The organism is Cupriavidus pauculus, from assembly GCF_002858765.1.
In the GTDB taxonomy this organism is placed as follows: Bacteria; Pseudomonadota; Gammaproteobacteria; order Burkholderiales; family Burkholderiaceae; genus Cupriavidus; species Cupriavidus pauculus_B.
The window spans coordinates 240,798-260,144 of the sequence record NZ_PJRP01000004.1; the positions used below are offsets into that span (position 1 = coordinate 240,798).

Sequence of the window (19,347 nt, forward strand, 5' to 3'; positions counted from 1 at the left end):
CGTTTTTGTACTGGTACCATACTATTTTTACGAAAGATGGCTTAAGGGTGGGGGCGTGCAGCATGCGGCAAGGTGGCGTCGAAGAGCTTTGGGAGCATCTCCACTGGCTTGTGGTGTTGGAGCAGCAAGGTAGTTTCAGCAAAGCGGCAGCGCGTCTGGGCGTCAGCAAGGCGTCCATGAGCCAGCACATTTCGGCGCTGGAAACGGCCGCTGGCGTGATGCTTGTCCAGCGCACGACAAGAAGTGCGATGCTGACCGCGGCGGGGCGCGAACTGGTCGATTCGGTGCAGGGCGCCTTCGACCAGATTGCGACAAGCTTCGCCAACGTCCGCGATTTGGCGGGGGCACCCCGAGGACGGTTGCGCGTCACTGCCCCCGTTGCGTTTGCTCGCCAGCAACTTGTTCCGCTGTTGCCGGCGTTCCTGCGACGGTTTCCGGACATTCAGGTCGAGTTGGATATGTCGGACAGAATCAGGCCGCTGGCCCAGGAAGGCTTCGACCTGGCCGTGCGACACACGGCGGCGCCTCCCGAGACGCACGTCGCATGGACGCTGGCTTCCACGCGGACGGTGCTTGCGGCTAGCCGCTCCTATCTCCGCGCCAACGGGTTGCCGGAATCACCGATGGAGCTCGCAGGGCACGCGTGTCTGCACTACCCCCGTGCGCAAGGCGCGTCGACGTGGACCTTTGTTTCGTCGGATGCCAAGTACGCTGACCCCGTGACGGTTCCGGTGGCAGGGCAGTTAGCCGTCAACAACAGTGAAGCGTTGCGCGATGCTGCCATCGCGGGCCTCGGCATTGCGCTGCTACCAGATTTCAGCGCACAGTCTGCGCTTCAAAGTGGTCGCCTGGTAGAGGTCTTGCCCGATTGGCGATCCACTGGAGCGTTCGGCGAATGGCTGTATGCCATTCGGCCCTACGCGGCCCACGCGTCGCGCGTATCTCAGGTCTTCGTCGAATTCTTGCGAGAGGCATACGCCGAGGGGTTTGCACCGCGAAAGCCGGACTAATGTGTTGAAAATCTCGCCGATGTGAGATCAAGCGACAGACATAAGGCAACCGGAAGGCCGCAACAAGCGTGCAAAGAAATTTGCCGACGATTGCCGACGTTGCTCGGCGGGTCCTTTCGAGTGAGAGCGCTCCAAATGCGCCGATTTCGACATCGTCTTCGGATTTTTGCGGGATGCTGGCACAACGCGTTCCTTGTCGATGCAGGGCGCACGTTTTTTGCGCTGGCGCAAATCCGTCGCAATGCGATGGGTGGCTGCAAGCATGTGATGGGCTTACCATTCAGCCCAAGCACTAAGCGCATTGCATATGAACAAGATGTTCCATGTTTTCCGGGCGGGTGAGCATAGTGGCACCGTCTATGCATCTGACCATGCAGAGGCAGAGCGGCAAATCCGCGATCTCTACGGCCCTGCGAAATGGGTGGTTGCTGTGCCAGACAGCGCAGGGCCAAAAGGCCGCGAACTTGCCCGGATCCGCAGCGCCGCCCTTGCCGATGCCTACCACCGAACTGCCGGGCGTGGCGTTGCAGATTTCCGCAAAGAACATGTCTGTCTCAGCTTTGACCCGTACGTGCTGGAGTATTTCCGTCGCGCTGGCGTAGGCTGGCAGCGACGCATTCACGAGGCACTCGCCGAACATGTGGCGCAGGCCAAATTGAAGGGCGTAGAGACCAGCGTCCCAAAGGAACCGTAGCCCCTTCTCATTGGGCCGGCATCCATTTCAGGGAGTATTCCCCTTGGCACGTCATTGTTGTCACTGTAGCGGGCTACGCTATGGTGCTTGCCATCGATTGCGAGGCACGGCGTCTCAGGGGCATGATGTCCCTGGTGAGCATCGACACCGACACAATCCAAACCGACACGTCTGAGCCCGTGGACGATGGGACGTTACCGCTGCCAATTTACCCAGCAATGGCCATCAGAGGTGGGCTGGAAAATCAATGACGCCTACCAAGGCTGGCGCGTCGGGAGAGGGAAGCTGTGCGTCGGTGGCTGGGCTATGTGGGAAGTGCGACGCTCGGGCTAATCCTGTTGGAGCAGGACCGCCCTCGGCAGCGCGAACTCATGAAACCTTGAAATGTTCCGCAGACTGGCCGGCATTTACCGCACGTTGGAGCCACGCTGGGAGGTTTCCATTGCCATTCCAGGTATGACCCTCCGCATCTCGATACAGCGCAGGATTTTGGGTTGACGATGAACCCGGCTCGGTGGATGTCTCGAAACAGCCGGCTGCCAAGAGGTCGCCCGCGGAAATTCCATGCTTTGCCATTTCTGTGCGCACCCATACGATGGCTGAAGCGCGTTCACGCAATCGCTGCGTTTCAGAAGCCTCCGCGTTCCCTGGCAAATTTTGCTCGTGCAAAGGATACATTGAAAATCTTTCTCATAAATGGGGATGACCAGCACGTGTCGAGACTGCGCGTTGTGGTCTTGTCTATTGTTGGACTGGCGCAGCAATAAAGAACGCCGCCTTCAAACAGGCTGTCAGGCAAACCATTGTCCCATAGCAAGCTGTCGCAAGAGACGTGCCACGCAGCAGGATTGTCATGGATCAAGGCGCCACCGGGAACCGGTATCTTCTGCGAACGCCATCGCAACTTCGCGTCTTCGTTGGAGCTTCCCGTCGCGGTGAGTCGAATTCCTTGTGTCATGCCAATGCATGGTCAGGTCCGGATACCGGGACGTGTCGCCTACCTTTGCATGTGATTATGAGGAGCGCATTTGTCTGCGCCGGGTACTGGCGAAGTCAGCATTGTGCACTATGGCCTCAATGCTCGACATGGCGCAGCCGTCGTTGGCTGGAAGTAACAGAGCAAGAATAGCGCAACTTCCGGGGCAATCCATAAAGTGCCGTCACACAATCCGCCGGTCTGATTGTTCTGCAAGGTATCGATGGGCGGTGGCATTAGGTGCGGGGAGGTGAGGCTGCCCGTGAACGCTTAACTCTGCCGGCCCGAGCACCACGCGTTTCGCCACTGTCGCTCGATATTGCGCAGACGCTGTTGCCCCCGCGCCTGTAAGCCATAGTCGATTGGGCGAATGTGTGGGCCAGAACAGCCTCCTAAGTGCCAGGAGCGCCAGCAACGAGAGTTGCTGACGTTTTCACCATGCTGCGAATAGGGATGATCTTGTGCATTGAAAAACGGTTCTTTCAATTGGCTTTCTTGAGGGCTAGTGCGAGCGGTTCGTCGCCATTAAATAATAGAAACTTCGATGAAGAGGAAGTAACATTGAAGGGCAACAACACCAAAAAAGGAATCTCATGGCAACCTACAAGCAACTGCTGGCCCAGAAAGAATCGTTGGAAGCGCAACTCGCGGAAGCGCGATCGAATGAGGTAGCGGGCGTCATCCAGAGGATCCAAGCGTTGATGGCGGAATATGGTTTGTCCGTGGAAGATGTTGTTGGCAAGCGCCGCCGGGGGCGTCCCGCAGGAAGCGGTGCTCCAAAGCCCGTAAAGGAGGCGCTGCTTCCCAAGTATCGCGACCCGAAATCCGGCAAGACTTGGTCCGGTCGGGGGCGCGCGCCGGCATGGCTGGGCAAGAATCGCAATCGATTCTTGATCGCGCAAGAGTAATTTATCCAGAGAGAGACGTAGGGCTATCGCGCGTCGATGTGTCGGTGGCCCGCGGACTTTTTCGCTCGGAGTACCTTGTTTCGGAACTGTCTCGATCTGCGTGGCGCTTTCAATAGCGTTGCCGTTGCAATTTGTCAGGCACGGCGGGACGTCGGAGCCCACGCAGAGCGCGCGTAGTCAGCGCGTGTATCTTAGTGCCGATGAAGAATGTTTCGGAGCAGTGCGATGGTCTATCCGATTGGACCCAAGGTCGCTGATGTCGGCGATGATGTTGGTGTGCAGTTTGACTATTTGATTGCCGGCAGCAGCCAGGCTTTCGTAGTGACACGGCAGGCGTTGGAAGAGCATTTCAAGCTTAATGTGGCCGGGCTTGGCGAGGACCTGCGCGACGCGGCGCTATATGAGGCATTTCTCCAGGGGTGGCAGCGGATACGAAACGTGGCTGCCCGGCGAAGCGCAATGCCGAATGATGGCCGCATTATTCTGGACACAGGCGACTTTTGAGGGAAGCGCGGCGCGCAACCCTAATACTTGCCTGGGCATCCGGAAATGATGCGCTCCGTGCCAGCATCTGTTCCGTAAATTCAAAAAGAACGCGCCACAGTGGGGCAGTGGCGGGCTGGTAGACGTTCTGAGCGGGCGCCCAACGAGGATTTCTATCGCGACGCCCACGCCAAAGGTAGTGACCTGCCCACGTTTTGCCCAGCCGGCAAACGGATCATTTGTTGGGATGGTGGCGGTTTGCGCGCATGCGCCAGCAACGCAGTTAACCTGACTGGACAAGTGCACAAGGCAGTCCGCAAGCCCAACCCTCCGCCCGGACCGTATCTCACTGAACCTGGCAGGGCAGACAACACCTGCGCCCACCAAGGCATGGCCACGTTCCGTCTTCGCGATTGCAACGGTTTCGTCGGTGGTCGCGCCACAATGCGCTGCTGGCCGCTCCTAGCTACCGTCGGCAGAAAACGCGTCATTATCCCCACAAAAGTGAATGTTTAGGATTCCAAACCACGTGCTTTAAGGCCTGCGGACAGGCAGATGCAAGCGAGGTTCAGGTGTCCGATGTGGCATCGGATGTCACGGCACCCTAACGTCAGGGAACTGCGTGCAGTCACGTAGCCGTCGATCTCAATGGCCGACGACTTGTCGCGCGTTCGCCATCCCAGCAGTGTCGCGCATCGTAGATGCAAATCAAGGCAGCGGGGCGGTTCTTCCCTCACAGTGGGCGCGATACACGCGCAGCTTCTGGACTCGCTCTGCCTGAGAGGGCGAAACACGCGAAGTCGACATGTGCGCGTGCGCGGCAATATTGCCCAGCCTTCCTGACGTGCCGATGTCTGCCACTCCGCTACCCCCCAGCCATTCCGAGATCCATCTTCTGCGACACCACCAACGCTGGCTATTGGTCGCCGGCGGCGGCTTGCTCACGCTGGCCCTGGCCGTGGCGATGGGGATCGCCATCTGGACTGACATCCGCGATTACATCGGGGAAGGGCGCACCGCCTACAGCGCCAGCAAGGCGATGCTTGTGCAGGAGATGCACAGGCGCCAGGCCGCCATGCACAGCAACGTCGTCCGGGCCGAGTTGGTCTGGGCAGCCACCGACCAGACGCGGCGGACCGACGATTTCAAGCAGGGTCTGTTGCTGTCGCGTCGTGACCCGGCGTTGGTAGAGCAACTCGTGCTCGGCGTCGTTTCGCCGACGCAACCCGCCGACCGTTTCGCGCGGTATCTCGCATTTAGCGAAAGGCTGGCGTACACGATGACGGCAAACGCGCGGGAGTACGGCATGCCGTTTGCGGGGTACTTTATCAACCCGCAGCATTCTTTTGTGTCCATGGCCTGGCCGCAGTCGGGGTGGGCACAGTCCGGATTGCCGTCAACTGCCCCAGCACGGGCGGGCGATATCGTTGCCGTCATGCGCCGGCTATCCGTTGATATGCAAGGGTTGCACCGGCGCGCGGCTGAGGCGCGATCGCGGGGAGACCGTCCGATAGTTTGGGATGGGCCGTTTGACGATCTCCTCAGCGGCCAGCGTGCCGTCAAACTGGTGGCACCCGCTTTCGATCGCGGGCAGATGTTTGGCATTTTCGTAAGCAGTGTTCCCGTAGCACAGATTGCGGGCTGGCTTCACGCAGGCAGCCACGACGGCAGCTTCATGGTGTTCGACGCGTCAGGCGGTCTGCTGGGTAGCGCCGCAGGCCGTCATGGCGTCGATGCCGGATTGCCGACGCGGGTGTGGATGTCCGGTGTCTGGAAGGAGCGTCTGGAGTCTTCCGATTATGTCTTTCGCGACGGGGTATTCAGCATCAGCGAGTCGCTGCCCAACACGGATTGGTCTGTCGTCTATGCCTTCTCATGGAAGACAATACTCCTCGCACGCGCAGGTTTTCTCGCCAGTCATATCGCCGGGGCTGCGCTGCTGCTGGCATTGCTATGGATACTGATCTTTGCGTATCTGCGCAATGTCATGAATCCCCTTTTGCTTCGGTCCCAGGAGGTGTTTGACAGGGAGGCGCTCAATCGCACGATCGTCGACGCGGCCCCAAGTGGCTTGTGCCTGATCTCCAAGGAAAGCGGCCAAGTGCTGCTGGGCAACCGCGCGCTTGCCGTCTACGCCTGCAAGGATCGGCCGATAGAGCGCAAACTCCTGGACCTGGGCGGCGGCGCGTCATGCGAACGCCAGTCCGATGCTGGGCGAGTTGGCCAGGCGCAAGAATTGACGGTCACAACCGTAACGGGCGAAGTGCGACATCTACTAGTCAACGCGGTCCACACGCGTTTTTTGTCTGAAGCGGCATTGCTTTGCAGTGTGACGGACATTACCGAGCACAAGCAATTGGAAGAGAGTCTGGTGCAGGCGCGCCGCACCGCCGAGATGGCCAGCCGCGCGACATCGACATTCCTGGCGACAATGAGCCACGAAATCAGAACGCCGTTGAACGGTATGCTGGGCAATCTCGAGTTGCTGGGTCACTCTTCACTCGATGCGTTGCAGCGAGATCGGCTCGCTACCATTGATCGCTCTTCGCGGGTGCTGCTCGAACTCGTGGGCGATATTCTCGATTACTCGAAGATCGCTGCAGGACAACTGCAACTCGAGCGCGTGCGCTTCGACCTTATCGAACTGCTTGAAGAGACCCTCTCCATGCTGCTGCCGGCTGCACGTGAGAAAGCGCTCAAGGTGGACTACGAGATTGGGCGACATGTGGCCCGGCACTACATCGGGGATCCTGTGCGCGTGCGACAGATCCTTGCGAACCTGCTGAGTAACGCTGTGAAATTCACGGAGGCAGGCCATGTCATGGTCGGCTTGCGCGTGGATTCTCCCCACCCTTCAGGTCTGCCGGTGGTTGTCCTGAACGTATCGGATACCGGTATCGGTATTCCGGCTTCCTTGCAGACAAAGCTATTTCATCCGTTCGAGCAGGGTGACCCCTCAATGACCCGGCGGTATGGCGGCACGGGCCTGGGTTTGGCGTTGTGCCACCGGCTTTGTCAGGCGATGGGTGGGTCCATTGAGCTGGAAAGTCAACCGGATCACGGTACGTCTATCGTTGTATCGCTGCCGCTTGACGTGGCAGGCGACGGGGAACTCGTAGAGCGGTTGCCGTCGATCGACATTGGCATCGCCTGCGAGGATCCGCTGTGGCGCGCCCATCTGCAGGGTCATATCAATTCGTGGGGGCCTATATGCCGTGCCCTCCCTGCAATGCAGGCAGCGCACGCCCACGGGCCAGCCCTGATGGTGATCGATCGTGGCTCGCTCAACATCAGCGAAGCCGAATCCAGTCCGGAGCATCCAACGTCTCGAATATTGCTGTTGGACAACGGACCGCGTGAGCCGCTCGTTCAGGGCGGAGACATTCTGGTCTCGCGTTATGCCCTGGCTGGGTTGTATCAGGCCATACGGCTTGCGCAGGCGTCGACGACGCAGTTGGAGGCTCCGGATGTGTCGCGGGCACCCGATATTCCGGCCGCGCTTCGGCGCTTCGATGCGCCATCCAACCCGGAAGACATCCGCGTGTTGGTCGTCGAGGATCACCCCGTGAATCGTGTGTTGCTTGGGAATCAGCTTGAAATGCTTGGTGTCACGCCCGTACTCGCCGCAGACGCCCGTGAAGCGTTGCAGTATTTCGCCCAAGGGGCGTTCGACGTGATGCTGACCGACCTTTCCATGCCGGACATAGACGGCTACATGTTGGCGAAGATGCTGCGCGCACAGGGCGCGACGTTGCCCATCATCGCTGTGACGGCGCACGCGTCCCGGGAGCACACAGCGCAGTGCAAAGACGTGGGGATCGATGATGTGTTGGTGAAACCCGTCGCGTTGCAATTGCTCGCGCGCGCCATTGAGCGCTGCACGGGCGGCCAAAGCAAAGCGCTGCGAAGACGCCCGACTTCGGACGGGCAGGACACGTCGGGACGTGTCTTGCCGCTGCTAAAGGCAACGACAGAAGCCTCTTTGTCAAAACTGCGATCGAGTTCGTTGCCTCGGGACCTGGAGCGTGTCCTAAGTGAGTTGCATTCCATCAAGGGGGCTTTCGCGATGCAAGGGCAAGAGGACGTTGTTCGCGCGTGCCAGGATCTGGAGAACGCGTGCCGGGCGCGAACGATGGTTGGGTTTGACCAGCGTATCGCTGCCTTGCAATCACTCGTGGCGAACGCTATGGAGCGACTTCGCCAACAGTCACACGAAAATCCGTCGTGCTGCTGACGCGCGGGGAGATGTCTCCTTTTTAAAAGTGATGTATAAATAACATAAATGCGAGGTCTTTGTGTCTTTCCAATAGAAACCCTGTAAAAACAGCGGGTTAGTCTAATGCTCGGGCTGTTTGAATCGAGTCTGGATCATCCTTAGAAGGGGGTTGGGCTAGGTATTTGAGTGCTATCAGCTTTCCGGATTTCGTATAAAAGACAATTAACCGCCGGCGCTTTGGTGCATCATTCTTGATGTTTGTGCCTAACGATGCACGTTGATGTGCCAGTCAGCTTGCAGAGCATTGTCCGGATACGGGGTGCAATCCGTCCTGCGTACCTATCCGCCTTTTGGAGGGCATCCGAGCCGACGCCTTTGTGCGTTAAGAGGGCGCAGCCTCATCATTGCTTTCGCCATGCCCAAAATAATGCTCTCGGCCGAGCAGGCCTCCAGACTGCTTCCACGTCGCAGGAAGATCCACACCTTTGTCCGAGTTTTTGGTTGGCTGGGCGGCTATGTTGAGCGCGAGCGTCTACTCAAGGTGTTCAGCGCTGCGAGTAGCGTGGAGCTTTGTCTTGAGGCCGCGTGTTTCGATCATCTTCTGGTTGTGCAGCTCGATGGCGCAAGAACATACATCGAGACGAATCCCAAAGCCGTAGCCAAACTTGGCGTATTGCCAGGCGCAACAGCCTAGGTCTGCCTGATCTCGTCCTGGGATCATTGCGCACCCCTCCCGCCGCGGCAGTCATCGCCATTTCCTAACAACAGGCAATCATGCCGGGTGGGCCGACAAGGGTTGCGTTTGCAGTGCGCACGATTACGCAAATCTGCTAACAGGTTCTGCCATGTTGCCCTCAGGATAGGCGCTGGCATGACTTTCTCATGCCAGATGCGGTCGATTTTGGGTATCTGGCAATAGCGCGGGCGTTCCGTATCAGCGTCGAATAGAGGTCGCAAACGCTCATGCATGGCAGTGCCGTTCTGCGAACGAGGTCGGAGGAGTGCAGGCATGCCGGTGCCGTCAGCGCAAACGCATGGCGCGCGAGTTTTTGGCGTTCGCGACAGGCTTTGGCTTAGCCTACGGTTGTCGTGTCCCTGCAATCCAATGCGGGCGGCGTCCCGCTGCACCGCTCAAGCTTTCGAGTCATTCCCTTTTTTGATTTTGGCGCTCATTTCTTTGGAGGAAAACCGATGTCGCCCGCCAATCTTCATTCCCAACCGACAAAATCTGTCAGTCGCATTCAGTCTGCGCCGTTACCGGCCTGGATCTCGGATCGGATGGCGACCCATTTCGTCGACAGAATGGAAAACCTTTGGGGAGGCGATCACCTGCTGCACGGTCGCGTCCCGGGGCCCGATGCCTTGCACCTGAGCAGTAACGACTATCTATGCCTGTTGGGGGAGTCGGCGCTGGTCCAGGCGCAGGCGCGGGCGCTACTCAACGAGGCGCCAGAACTGCTGATGTCGTCGGTGTTTCGGCATGGTGACACGCCCCAACAGCAGCTCGAACGCAAGCTCGCCACGCTCATGCAGGCAGAAGATGGCCTGATCGCCCAGTCAGGATGGGCGGCGAACGTCGGGTTGGTGCAATGTATTGCAGGGCCGGGGGTGCCTGTCTACATCGACATGAACGGTCATGCCTCCCTGTGGGAAGGCATCAGCGCGGCGGGGGCACAGGCCGTGCCAGTCCGCCACAACGACTTCGCTCACGCCGCACGTCAGATCGAGCGGATAGGTCCGGGCGTCATCCTCGTGGATTCTGTCTATAGCACCACGGGCAGCGTGGCGCCGCTGGAAGCGTACGTCCAGATGGCGGAATCGACGGGCAGCGTTTTGGTGGTGGATGAGTCACATTCACTGGGCACGCATGGCCCGGCGGGCGGTGGGCTTGTCCCGGCGCTCGGGCTCTCCGAACGGGTGCATTTCCGGACGGCGTCGCTGGCCAAGGCATTCGCCGGCCGCGCCGGGTTCGTGGCCTGTTCGACCAGATTCAAGGAATTCTTTGCGGTGGAGGCGCGTCCGGCCATTTTCAGCTCCGGTCTGCTGCGCCATGAAATCGCCTGGTTCGATGCCGCGACGGATTTCATTGCGCGCGCAGACGATCGCAGGGAGCGCCTGCATGCCATCACCCGGACCACGCGCGCGGCCATCGCAGAGCTTGGCTACAACATCAGCGACGGGAGTGAGCAGATTATCGGGTTGGAGGCCGGCACGGAACCCCAGGTCATGGTTCTGCGCAACGCACTGCAGCGGCATGGCATCTTCGGTGCCGTTTTTTGCTCGCCTGCTACCCCCAAGAATAGGGCATTGATGCGCCTTACGCTGCATGCGAAACTCACTCCCTCCGACATAGACCGGCTGATCGACGTTCTCGCGAAGATTCGGGACGAAGTCAGGCTGGCGGAGTGGTCATCGACGCGCCGCGCGCATCGCGGCCATACCCGTTCACCAGGCGACACAGCGCCATAATCTTGCAGGGGTCAGACGCTCAGATGGAAGCCACGCAAGAGCAATCAGGGGGCGAATCGTTGTGGATTCGACTCGTCAAGGATGCCCGGCGTGCCGTATTTGAGACGGCCTCCAGGACTACCTTGCTCGACGAGGAAAGCGTCGTGCGCCTGCGTCGCATCCAGATGGTGGGCGCGCTCGGGGTCATTGGCCATCCGCTTTACTACGTCATCTGGTCCTATGTCTTTCCCCAGGCTTACGAAAACCTGTGGCTGCGACTGATTTGCACGGCGCTGTTCGTGCCGCTGTTGTTCGCTTCTGCACTGTCGCACAAGCGATGGCTGCCGACCTATGCGCTATTTGCCATCACCGTCGGGATGCCATTCGCTTTTATCTTCTTTTACCTGGAGAACCACGGCTCTCTGGTGTGGGCAGAGTCGGTCATCATCGCCGTAGTGGTCCTCTACCACTTTAGTTCGGCGTTTGCGACGATTGCCTTACTCTCGGGAGCGGCCGGCGCATTTGCCTTGTTTGTGGTCGCCGGTCATTCCATTGCAGGCATTCCCTGGCAGTCGTTGCTTTTGCAGTTGCCGATCATTGCCTTCGTCATCGCCGTGCTCGTCGTGATCAAGTTGGATCGCCAGTTGCTGGTCGAAGAAAAGCGACGAGGGATGGCCGTCGCCCTGGCAACGGTCGCCCACGAATTGCGTACGCCCCTGACGAGTCTGACGATGACCGCTGCGGGACTCAAAAGCAGGTTGCCGGCGGCGCTGGACCCACAGGCCACGCATCGTGAGGGGATTCTGCAGGCCATTGGCCGTTTGCAGGCCGATCTCGCGCATGTCAGCAGCAGCATCGATTTGCTGGTGGCGAACTCCAAGGACCCCGCGGCGGCCAAGCAGGAGGTGTTCGACCTGGTGCACGCTGTCCGCGAAAGTATTGACCGGTTTCCGTTCGACCCTGCGCATCAGGATATCGTCACGATCGACGCGTCGGCACCGCTGCACGTGCTAGGTAACGCCCAACTGTTCGAGTTGGTCATCACCAATCTGACCAAGAATGCGCTCGAGGCGATCAAGCGCGCAGGCAAGGGCAAGATTCTGATCCGATGTGAGATGCGAGGCAGCGACGTTTATGTCTTGTTCCGGGACACGGGGCCAGGGGTCCCTGCGCACGTTTTGGCCCGGATGTTCCAGCCGTTTTTTTCCTATCCCGCGCATCGGGGAACGGGTATCGGCCTGGCGTTTTGCCGGGACGTCTTGCGCAGTTGGGGGGCTTCGATTTCCTGCCAGTCCGTGGAACACGAGTTCACCGAATTCGAGCTTCAGTTCCCGAAACACAAGGCTTGATCTCAGCGGCAATGCGCGGCACGACCCCGACGGCTGCCAAGACTGATGCGGCGGATGTCCAATAGATTGTCTTGGCGTAACGTTCGCGTCAAACACTGCGTCCCCGAATGCAAGTCCAAAAGAGCGCTGACGTCTCGAGGGCCAATGGCTGTGTTTGGCTCTGAGAAAGATGGCCAATGCAGCGGCCGAGGGACGTGATATCGACCATGCGCGCCCAGCAGAAGCTGTAGTGTCTCGTCCGGTAGAGACACTACCCATGCAAACACACAAGTCAGGTCAGTCCGTTGCTATCCGCACCAGTGCAACAAAAACCGCCACTGGTTAGGTGAGCATAAAGCGCTTTTATAGGCACATTCACGGCTGGCAGTGCTTGCTTCCCAGGCTCCGAATCCCCACAACAGTCTTGAGCGCCTGGGGCCAGTGATTGGTCGTTACCCGAAAACTTCGGGTAACGACGCCGGAACAACGCGCTTCGCAAGCCGGTGCAGCCACTGCTCGTGCCGAGCACGCGGGCGGTCGGCCGTCAGAAAACCGGTATCAGCTGCGGAGCAGACCGGCCGAGCGGGTTCCGAGGCAGGCGTGACACAAATCGAGCAAGTTATGGTGGAAACAAAAGTTATTGTGATAAGAAGGCTTATCTTCATAGCATTCATTTTTGCGTGAATCTGCAAGGGCTGGCGCCGCCGTGGCACCAGCCCCCGTGTCGCCGGGATTGCATATCAGGGAGAGAAAGGGAGAGAAAGGGAGAGAAAGGGAGAGAAAGGGAGAGAACGCGCCCGGCGGAACGTTTGCGGTCCGGGCTGTCAGCGTAGACGGGCGCTTACGCGAATACCACGCGCAGCGGGGGAGGGGAGGTCGCCCCTGGGGCTTTGGCTTGACTGTGTCGATGCCGAGCGCTAGCGCGTCGCCGAATTACAGCCGTCAGAGGGCCGAGGCGGGTGCCTTAACGATAGTCACCCAGCACGGTGGCGCGGGTGAATTCCTCAATGTTGTCGAGCAGCGCGTCCAATGCGGCGCCGGCAGCGTCGATATCACCGCGCGCAATGGCCGAAGCGACTGCCGCATGCAGCTTCGACATGGTGGGCAGGTCCGCGGCCTCCTTGTAGTGCAGATACCAGAAGCGGCGCGACAGGCCGTGCATCAGTCGCATCGCGCCTTCCGCGAATTCGTTACGGGCCGCCACCAGGCATAGCTCGTTGAATTCGCGATCCGACCGGACGAACGCTACGTCGTCGCCGTTGCGCGACGATTGCTCGAATTCCTTGGCCAGACGTTTGAAATGGTCGCGCTGCTCGGGCGTGGCCCGGCGCGCTGCGCTTCGGCAGATCAGCCGTTCCACCTCGCGGCGCGTTTCCAACAGCCGCAACTGCCGCGCGACATCCATCGGTGCAATCAGCAGGCCCCGCTGCGGTAGCACCATCAACAGATGTTCCCGCGCCAGCCGCTGGATCGCCTCACGGATCGGCGTGCGCCCGATACCCGTCATGTCGCTCAGTTGCAGCTCCGAGATCGAACTGCCAGGGGCCAGCTTCAGGGTAACGATGGCTTCCTCGATCTGCTCATAGGCGAGGTCGGTCAACTTGCCGCGCTGGACCGCGGTCTCTTCGGTTTCCTGTACGGCCGCGGGACGGGGTCGGGTAGCGGATTTTGCAGGCATGGCCACGGTTTGAGTGCACGGAATCCCATTGTATATGAGCTGTAGGCAGCTTCTGTGCATGTCGCATTCCGTCCTTGCACCCTGAGGCAATTCTGCTACTATCCATGTAATATATTAGATGTGTACGGAGATGCAGATGGCCGACGACGTGCTGGTCTCGGGGCAGGGCCCATTGACGGTGGTCGCAGTGCACGGCATCCAGGGCACTCGCGCAGTGTGGCAGCCGTTGGCCGAACAATTGGGCGGTCTGTGCACATTTGTCCTCCCCAACTTGCCCGGGCGCGCTAGCGCGCCGACGCCTGCCGGCCCGCACGAATGCACGCTGCAGGCCTACGCCGACGTACTGCGCCGGGTCATCTGCACGCAAGTGCGAGGCCCGTTCGTGTTGGCAGGGTGGAGCCTGGGTGTGTCGGTCGCGCTTGCCTATCTGGCGCAAGCCCGCGCGACGTCGCAGCCCATGCCCGCCGAACTGGTGCTGGTGTCCGGCACGCCGCAGCTCAATCAAGTGGCTTGGTTTCCGGCGGTGTCATCCGAGACGGCGCTGCGCGACGCCATAGCTGCGCGTGAACGGCGGTTGGGTCTGCGCGAGGCGGCCGACCATCAGACCGTCGCATGGACATGGATGTCGATCCGTGACACCGATCAGCGTGCCGAACTGCGCCACGTTACCTGTCCCACACGGGTCATTCACGGCAGCGCGGACGACGATTGCCCTTTACATCATGGCGCTGCCCTGGCCGAAGGCATCCCGGATGCCGCGCTGCACGTGCTGCATGGCGCCGGACATAACGTGTTCACGCAGCAGACCGACGAGATTGCCGACGCGCTGCGCTTGTACTGGCGCGAGCGCAATGCCACGTCGAACAAGACCTACCCCCGGGAGACAGCATGAGAGTGGAAGACCTGGTGTACTTTTGCGCGCCCGCGCGGCTGATTGTCGGCCCCGGTAGCCGGGCGCAATTGCCTGCGCTGCTGAACCGGCTGAACTACCGACGCGGACTGATCGTGACCGATACGTTCTTTACGCAGGCGACGTCGTGGGTCGAAGAACTGGTCAGCGGTGCGCAGGAACAGGGCGTGGAATTGCTGGTGTATGACGGCGGTATGCCGGACCCCACCACAACACGTTGCGATGCGGCCACGCTATCGGTGCGCCAGTGGGCCGGCGACCGGCCGTTCGATCTGGTGATTGCACTGGGTGGCGGTAGCAACATCGATCTGGCCAAGGCGCTGTGTCTGACGTTGCCCGATGGCAAGCCGGTGCGCACGTTCATGGGCCGTATCGATGCGCAAACACCGATTCTGCCAGTGGTAGCCCTGCCGACCACTGCGGGAACGGGCTCGGAGGCCACGCCCGGCGCCATCCTGGTGGACCCGGAAAGCGCAACGAAGGTCGCCGTGATGGACAACCGGCTACGGCCAGCCATCGCACTCATTGATCCCGAGTTCACCTATACGTGTCCGCCGCGCGTCACCGCCGACGCGGGTATTGATGCGTTGACCCACGCGATCGAGTCATACCTGACGCGCGACGCCGCGGACTTTGATCGCGCGGGCGACCCCGATCCGGGCTATAGCGGACGCAACGCACTCACCATGTTGTTCGCGCAGGAGTCGGTCAGGCTGTGCAGCCAGTTCCTGATGCGCAGCTACCGCGATGGCAATGACGAGGTGGCGCGCTGCGGTATGAGCTACGCGAGCCTGTATGCGGCGCTGTCTTATGGCAGCGCGGGGTTGAACGCCGTGCATGGCATCGCCTATGCGGTGGCAGGGTTCACCCATCTGTCGCACGGCACAACCAATGCCGTGATGCTGCCGTACGTGCTTGATGCGCTGCGCGATGTTCGGCGTGATGAACTGATAACGATCGCCCGGCTTTTCGGGATCGACACGCCCGATCCAGAGGATGCCGCGGCCCAACTGCCTGTCGTCATGCGCGATCTGGTGCAGGCGCTCGGCATCCCCACCACGCTCAAGGCTTGCGGGATTGCCCAAGGCGATCTCGACGCGCTCACACGCGATGCCTTGGCGGTGACCCGACTGGCCAAGGCGTTGCCGGCACCCGACGTGGCCGCGCGATATGCCGCCATCGTGCGCCATGCCTGGGCAGGAACGCTGACCGCCGAAGCGAAATTGAAGGCGCCACGCCGCGCGGCATAGCGCCATCCCATCTCCCCGTCACCCCTAAACCGCACCCCAAACACGACCGGCATACGGTAAACCATTACTTGAACATCAGATATGTACAACTAATATATTACGCAAGATGTTCCCCAAAAACGCGCCGCGAATGAGCGCGTTCACCGATACAGGAGACAACCATGGATATGTCAGGCGCCCTCAAGCTGGAAGCGGGTATTGCCGCCCGGCTGGAACGATTGCCGATGACCGGCTATCAACGTTCGCTGTTCGGCATCATTGCCACGGCGTGGTTTTTTGATTCGATGGACCTTGGGCTGATGACGTTCGTCCTGGGATCGATCAAGGCCGAATTCGGCCTGACGGCCGCACAGGCCGGCATGCTGGCCAGTTCCAGTTTCCTGGGCATGTTCCTGGGCGCCGCTGTGGCGGGTCTGCTGGCTGATCGTTTTGGTCGTAAGCCGGTGTTCCAGGTCAGCATGATCTTCTGGGGTGTGGGTAGCCTGATGTGCGGGCTGGCTGACAACGTGACCACGCTGATGCTGTATCGAGTGCTGCTCGGTTTCGGCATGGGCATGGAATTTCCGATCGGATTGTCGATGGTCTCGGAGATCGTGCCGGCCAAGAGTCGTGGCAAGTATGTCGCGGTCCTGGAAGGCTTCTGGCCGATTGGCTTCATTGCGGCGGGCGCGCTGACCTATACCCTGCTGCCGGTGATTGGCTGGCGCGGCATCTTTATGGCGCTGGCTGTGCCCGCGGTGTTCGTGTTCGTGGTGCGCCGTATCGTGCCCGAGTCGCCACGCTGGCTGGAGGATGTCGGCCGCAAGCGCGAAGCCGACGCGGTCATGGCCGGCATCGAGCAACGCGTGGAACGCGCGTGGGGCCGCGCGCTGCCACCGGTGGCGGCCGTGTATCAGGGCGCCGCGCCATCGAACCGCAAGGCGCGTTTTATGGAACTGTGGGCAGGGCCTTACGCACGCCGCACCATCATGCTCTGGTCGGTCTGGTTCTTTGCGCTACTGGGCTATTACGGGCTGACCACCTGGCTGGGTGCGCTGCTGCAGCAGGCGGGCTACGCCGTGACCAAATCGGTGCTCTACACGGTCTACATCTCGCTGGCGGGCATTCCGGGCTTCATGTTCTCGGCCTGGCTACTCGAAAAATGGGGCCGCAAGCCCACCTGCGCGTTGATGCTGGTCGGCAGCGCGATAGCGGCGTACGCCTACGGCCAGGCGGCCGTGCACAAGGTGCCCGTGGAGCAATTGATTGCCGCAGGGCTGTGCATGCAGTTCTTCCTGTTTGGCATGTGGTCCGTGCTGTATGCCTACACGCCAGAGCTGTATCCCACGCGGTCGCGTGCCACGGGTTCGGGCTTTGCCTCCTCGATTGGCCGCATCGGGTCGCTGGCGGGCCCCTATCTGGTGGGCGTGCTGCTGCCGGTGACAGGGCAGGGTGGGGTGTTTACGCTTGGCGCGCTGTCATTTGCGCTGGCCGCTGGCGTCGTGCTGCTGCTAGGGGTGGAAACACGCGGCAAGGCGCTCGAAGAGGTGTCGCGTTAGCCGATTGGACGCGGCCCACGTGCCGCGATGAAGGAACGAGAAGGCGCCCCTGTCGGCACAGGGGCTTTTTTTGAACCGCCGCGCATTTATATCCAACTGATATGTTAGTGCGGCGATCCGAATGCAAAGCATCGATTGTTGGAGACGCATCATGATGACTGAACGTCAACGCAAGTTCAGGGAGCAATACAAGGCCGATATCAGTCCCCTGTACAACGGCCTGCTGCATATCACGGTGATTTACGGCGTGGGTATCACCGCGTTGTACTGGGCGACTCACCAACTGTACAACGTGACGTGGGAATGGGCGCTGATACTGCCCGTCTTTCTGGCTGGCAATTTCGTGGAATGGGCGATGCACCGCTTCGTCATGCATCGGCGTATCGACGTGTTCGCGTTGCGCGCCATCTATGAGCGGCACACGCGCCAGCATCATCAGTACTTCACTGATCAGGAAGCCACGATCGACACCACGCGCGAATTCCGGATCGTGTTCTTTCCCTGGCGCGTGCTGGCCACGCTGGGCATTGGCGGCGGGGTGCTGGGCTATGTCGCTGCACAGCTCTTCAATATCAACGCGGGTTACGTCGTGTTCATGACGATGGTGGCCCAGTACCTGATTTACGAGACGTTTCACTACTGCTGCCACGTGCACGACAACTGGTTCGTACGCAACATGCCGTTCATCAATACGATCCGTCGCCACCATACCGCCCATCACAACATGGGCATCATGATGAAATACAACATGAACCTGACCTTCCCGATTGCGGACTACCTCATGGGCACGTCGGACCTGCGCCGTGGCCTGATCGGACATCTCTTCAATGGCTACAGCGAAGCACACGTCAAGGAAGAACTGAAGCCGATCATCCACAAATTCCGAACCGACCATTCCAACGTGACGCTCGATGGTCCGGTGCTGGACGAAGATGAACGACGCGCGATGGCGTTATAGCCCGGGATCCCGGGAGCCTCGAGCCTCGAGCCCCGGGGCTCCCCGGGACGGGCAGCTCAGGCACTAGCTGGCGAGGGCTTCCACCCGTAGGAAGAGAAGCGATTCCCCACGCTAACGATTGGCGCTTGTGAAGAAAATCCACTTCGATTAATCTGGAATGCTGTGCTCCGAAAGCGTCATGCACAGCGGTCCTTGTGGCCCTCGACGCTTTTTGAGCAAGGTGCCACGATGCATGATGGTTTGGTTCTTTCCCCGGGCGGGAAGCTTGAGTTCTCTCACTGGGTGTACGACGACGAGAAGGAAGAGGGCGCATACGTGCGCGAAGACCTCTCCGACAAGGCGCTCCTCTACCTCATGGAGCCCGTCACCCTTGAAGGTGATGTGCGGCTGATGGACGTTTTTCGGGTCGCCGCGTCCACTGCCTCTGTCGCCCAAGTGTTCCGCCGCGATTTTTCCTTCGAGCTGCTCCAAGAGGCGGCCAAGGTCAAGGTTACCCCCTACAGCACCGAGTATTCCCCGACCGGCCTGGAATACCTTGAGCTCTACCAATCGTGGGAGCGCAACGAAAAAGGGGAGTGCGAGGGGAGTAGCCGCTGGTCCTTCCACGGCGTTGGCTTTGTACTTCGCGAGGACATGGTCAAAAGTGGCTACATCATTAGGCGAGCGGGGAACCGGGTGGATTGGGCGATTGATCTGACGCCTCTGGCCGACCTTCTGGACATTCCCTTGCGCATTAACAAGAAGGTGCTCATCCACGGCCGCGACATGGACTCGCCGACGTTTGACGAGAGCGTCGGCGCAATCGTCCTTACCGGGGTAATCGTACTTTTCGTGCTAAATCTGGCGGTTTGGTCTGAATTTCTCTTATAGATCAATGCCTTGTGCGACAGTGCATTTCCCGGTTGCTGTTCCTTCCGGTGCAAAATCTGGCGCATTTCAGGCCAGCGCTG

Annotated in this window: 15 protein-coding genes; 13 read left to right on the forward strand and 2 right to left on the reverse strand. The window is 60.1% G+C overall.

Translation table 11 applies throughout. The features are described 5' to 3' along the window. Positions 1-62 precede the first annotated feature (62 nt). Positions 63-1,010 (forward strand): LysR family transcriptional regulator, encoded by a 948-nt coding sequence (locus CYJ10_RS12190; protein ID WP_101681753.1) that lies wholly within the window; start codon positions 63-65, stop codon positions 1,008-1,010. Positions 1,011-1,317: 307 nt separating this feature from the next. Beyond that, positions 1,318-1,704, forward strand: coding sequence for a BrnA antitoxin family protein (locus CYJ10_RS12195; RefSeq protein WP_101681754.1), 387 nt, complete (start codon positions 1,318-1,320; stop codon positions 1,702-1,704). Positions 1,705-2,073: 369 nt separating this feature from the next. Here CYJ10_RS12195 and CYJ10_RS12200 read toward each other — a convergent pair whose 3' ends face one another. Next, positions 2,074-2,382: an H-NS histone family protein gene (locus CYJ10_RS12200; protein WP_101681755.1), complete on the reverse strand. Its 309-nt coding sequence runs from the start codon at positions 2,380-2,382 to the stop codon at positions 2,074-2,076. Positions 2,383-3,273: 891 nt separating this feature from the next. Between CYJ10_RS12200 and CYJ10_RS12205 the strand changes: the two genes are divergently transcribed. The 6 genes from CYJ10_RS12205 to CYJ10_RS12230 all read left to right on the forward strand — a co-directional run bounded on the left by CYJ10_RS12205 (position 3,274) and on the right by CYJ10_RS12230 (position 12,084). Further along, positions 3,274-3,588, forward strand: a complete 315-nt coding sequence (locus tag CYJ10_RS12205; RefSeq protein ID WP_101681756.1) for an H-NS histone family protein — start codon at positions 3,274-3,276, stop codon at positions 3,586-3,588. A gap of 225 nt (positions 3,589-3,813) precedes the next feature. Then, positions 3,814-4,092, forward strand: coding sequence for a hypothetical protein (locus CYJ10_RS12210; RefSeq protein WP_101681757.1), 279 nt, complete (start codon positions 3,814-3,816; stop codon positions 4,090-4,092). Between the two features lie 829 nt (positions 4,093-4,921). After that, a complete protein-coding gene (locus CYJ10_RS12215) occupies positions 4,922-8,305 on the forward strand; it encodes a hybrid sensor histidine kinase/response regulator (RefSeq protein ID WP_180862909.1) in 3,384 nt (1,127 codons plus the stop codon). A gap of 301 nt (positions 8,306-8,606) precedes the next feature. Beyond that, a complete protein-coding gene (locus CYJ10_RS12220; protein ID WP_257993271.1) occupies positions 8,607-8,981 on the forward strand; it encodes a hypothetical protein in 375 nt (124 codons plus the stop codon). A 395-nt stretch (positions 8,982-9,376) separates the two neighbouring features. After that, positions 9,377-10,756 carry an alpha-hydroxyketone-type quorum-sensing autoinducer synthase gene (gene cqsA / locus CYJ10_RS12225; RefSeq protein WP_374703257.1) on the forward strand — a complete coding sequence of 460 codons (1,380 nt, stop codon included), beginning with the start codon at positions 9,377-9,379 and terminating at the stop codon, positions 10,754-10,756. 23 nt (positions 10,757-10,779) lie between these two features. Beyond that, positions 10,780-12,084 (forward strand): sensor histidine kinase, encoded by a 1,305-nt coding sequence (locus CYJ10_RS12230; protein WP_101681858.1) that lies wholly within the window; start codon positions 10,780-10,782, stop codon positions 12,082-12,084. 943 nt (positions 12,085-13,027) lie between these two features. Here the strand turns inward: CYJ10_RS12230 and CYJ10_RS12235 are convergent. Further along, positions 13,028-13,741 (reverse strand): GntR family transcriptional regulator, encoded by a 714-nt coding sequence (locus CYJ10_RS12235; protein ID WP_101681761.1) that lies wholly within the window; start codon positions 13,739-13,741, stop codon positions 13,028-13,030. Between the two features lie 136 nt (positions 13,742-13,877). On the opposite strand from CYJ10_RS12235, the gene CYJ10_RS12240 reads away from it, so the two are divergent. The 5 genes from CYJ10_RS12240 to CYJ10_RS12260 all read left to right on the forward strand — a co-directional run bounded on the left by CYJ10_RS12240 (position 13,878) and on the right by CYJ10_RS12260 (position 19,267). Continuing rightward, positions 13,878-14,633: an alpha/beta fold hydrolase gene (locus CYJ10_RS12240; protein ID WP_101681762.1), complete on the forward strand. Its 756-nt coding sequence runs from the start codon at positions 13,878-13,880 to the stop codon at positions 14,631-14,633. After that, positions 14,630-15,901: an iron-containing alcohol dehydrogenase gene (locus CYJ10_RS12245; protein WP_101681763.1), complete on the forward strand. Its 1,272-nt coding sequence runs from the start codon at positions 14,630-14,632 to the stop codon at positions 15,899-15,901. The genes CYJ10_RS12240 and CYJ10_RS12245 overlap by 4 nt, the downstream gene beginning before the upstream one ends. A 161-nt stretch (positions 15,902-16,062) precedes the next feature. Beyond that, positions 16,063-17,439 (forward strand): MFS transporter, encoded by a 1,377-nt coding sequence (locus tag CYJ10_RS12250; protein WP_101681764.1) that lies wholly within the window; start codon positions 16,063-16,065, stop codon positions 17,437-17,439. A gap of 151 nt (positions 17,440-17,590) precedes the next feature. Continuing rightward, on the forward strand, positions 17,591-18,397 hold the full coding sequence (locus tag CYJ10_RS12255) for a fatty acid hydroxylase (RefSeq protein ID WP_101681765.1): 807 nt from the start codon (positions 17,591-17,593) through the stop codon (positions 18,395-18,397). Between the two features lie 228 nt (positions 18,398-18,625). Beyond that, positions 18,626-19,267, forward strand: a complete 642-nt coding sequence (locus CYJ10_RS12260; protein ID WP_101681766.1) for a hypothetical protein — start codon at positions 18,626-18,628, stop codon at positions 19,265-19,267. Positions 19,268-19,347: the final 80 nt, after the last annotated feature.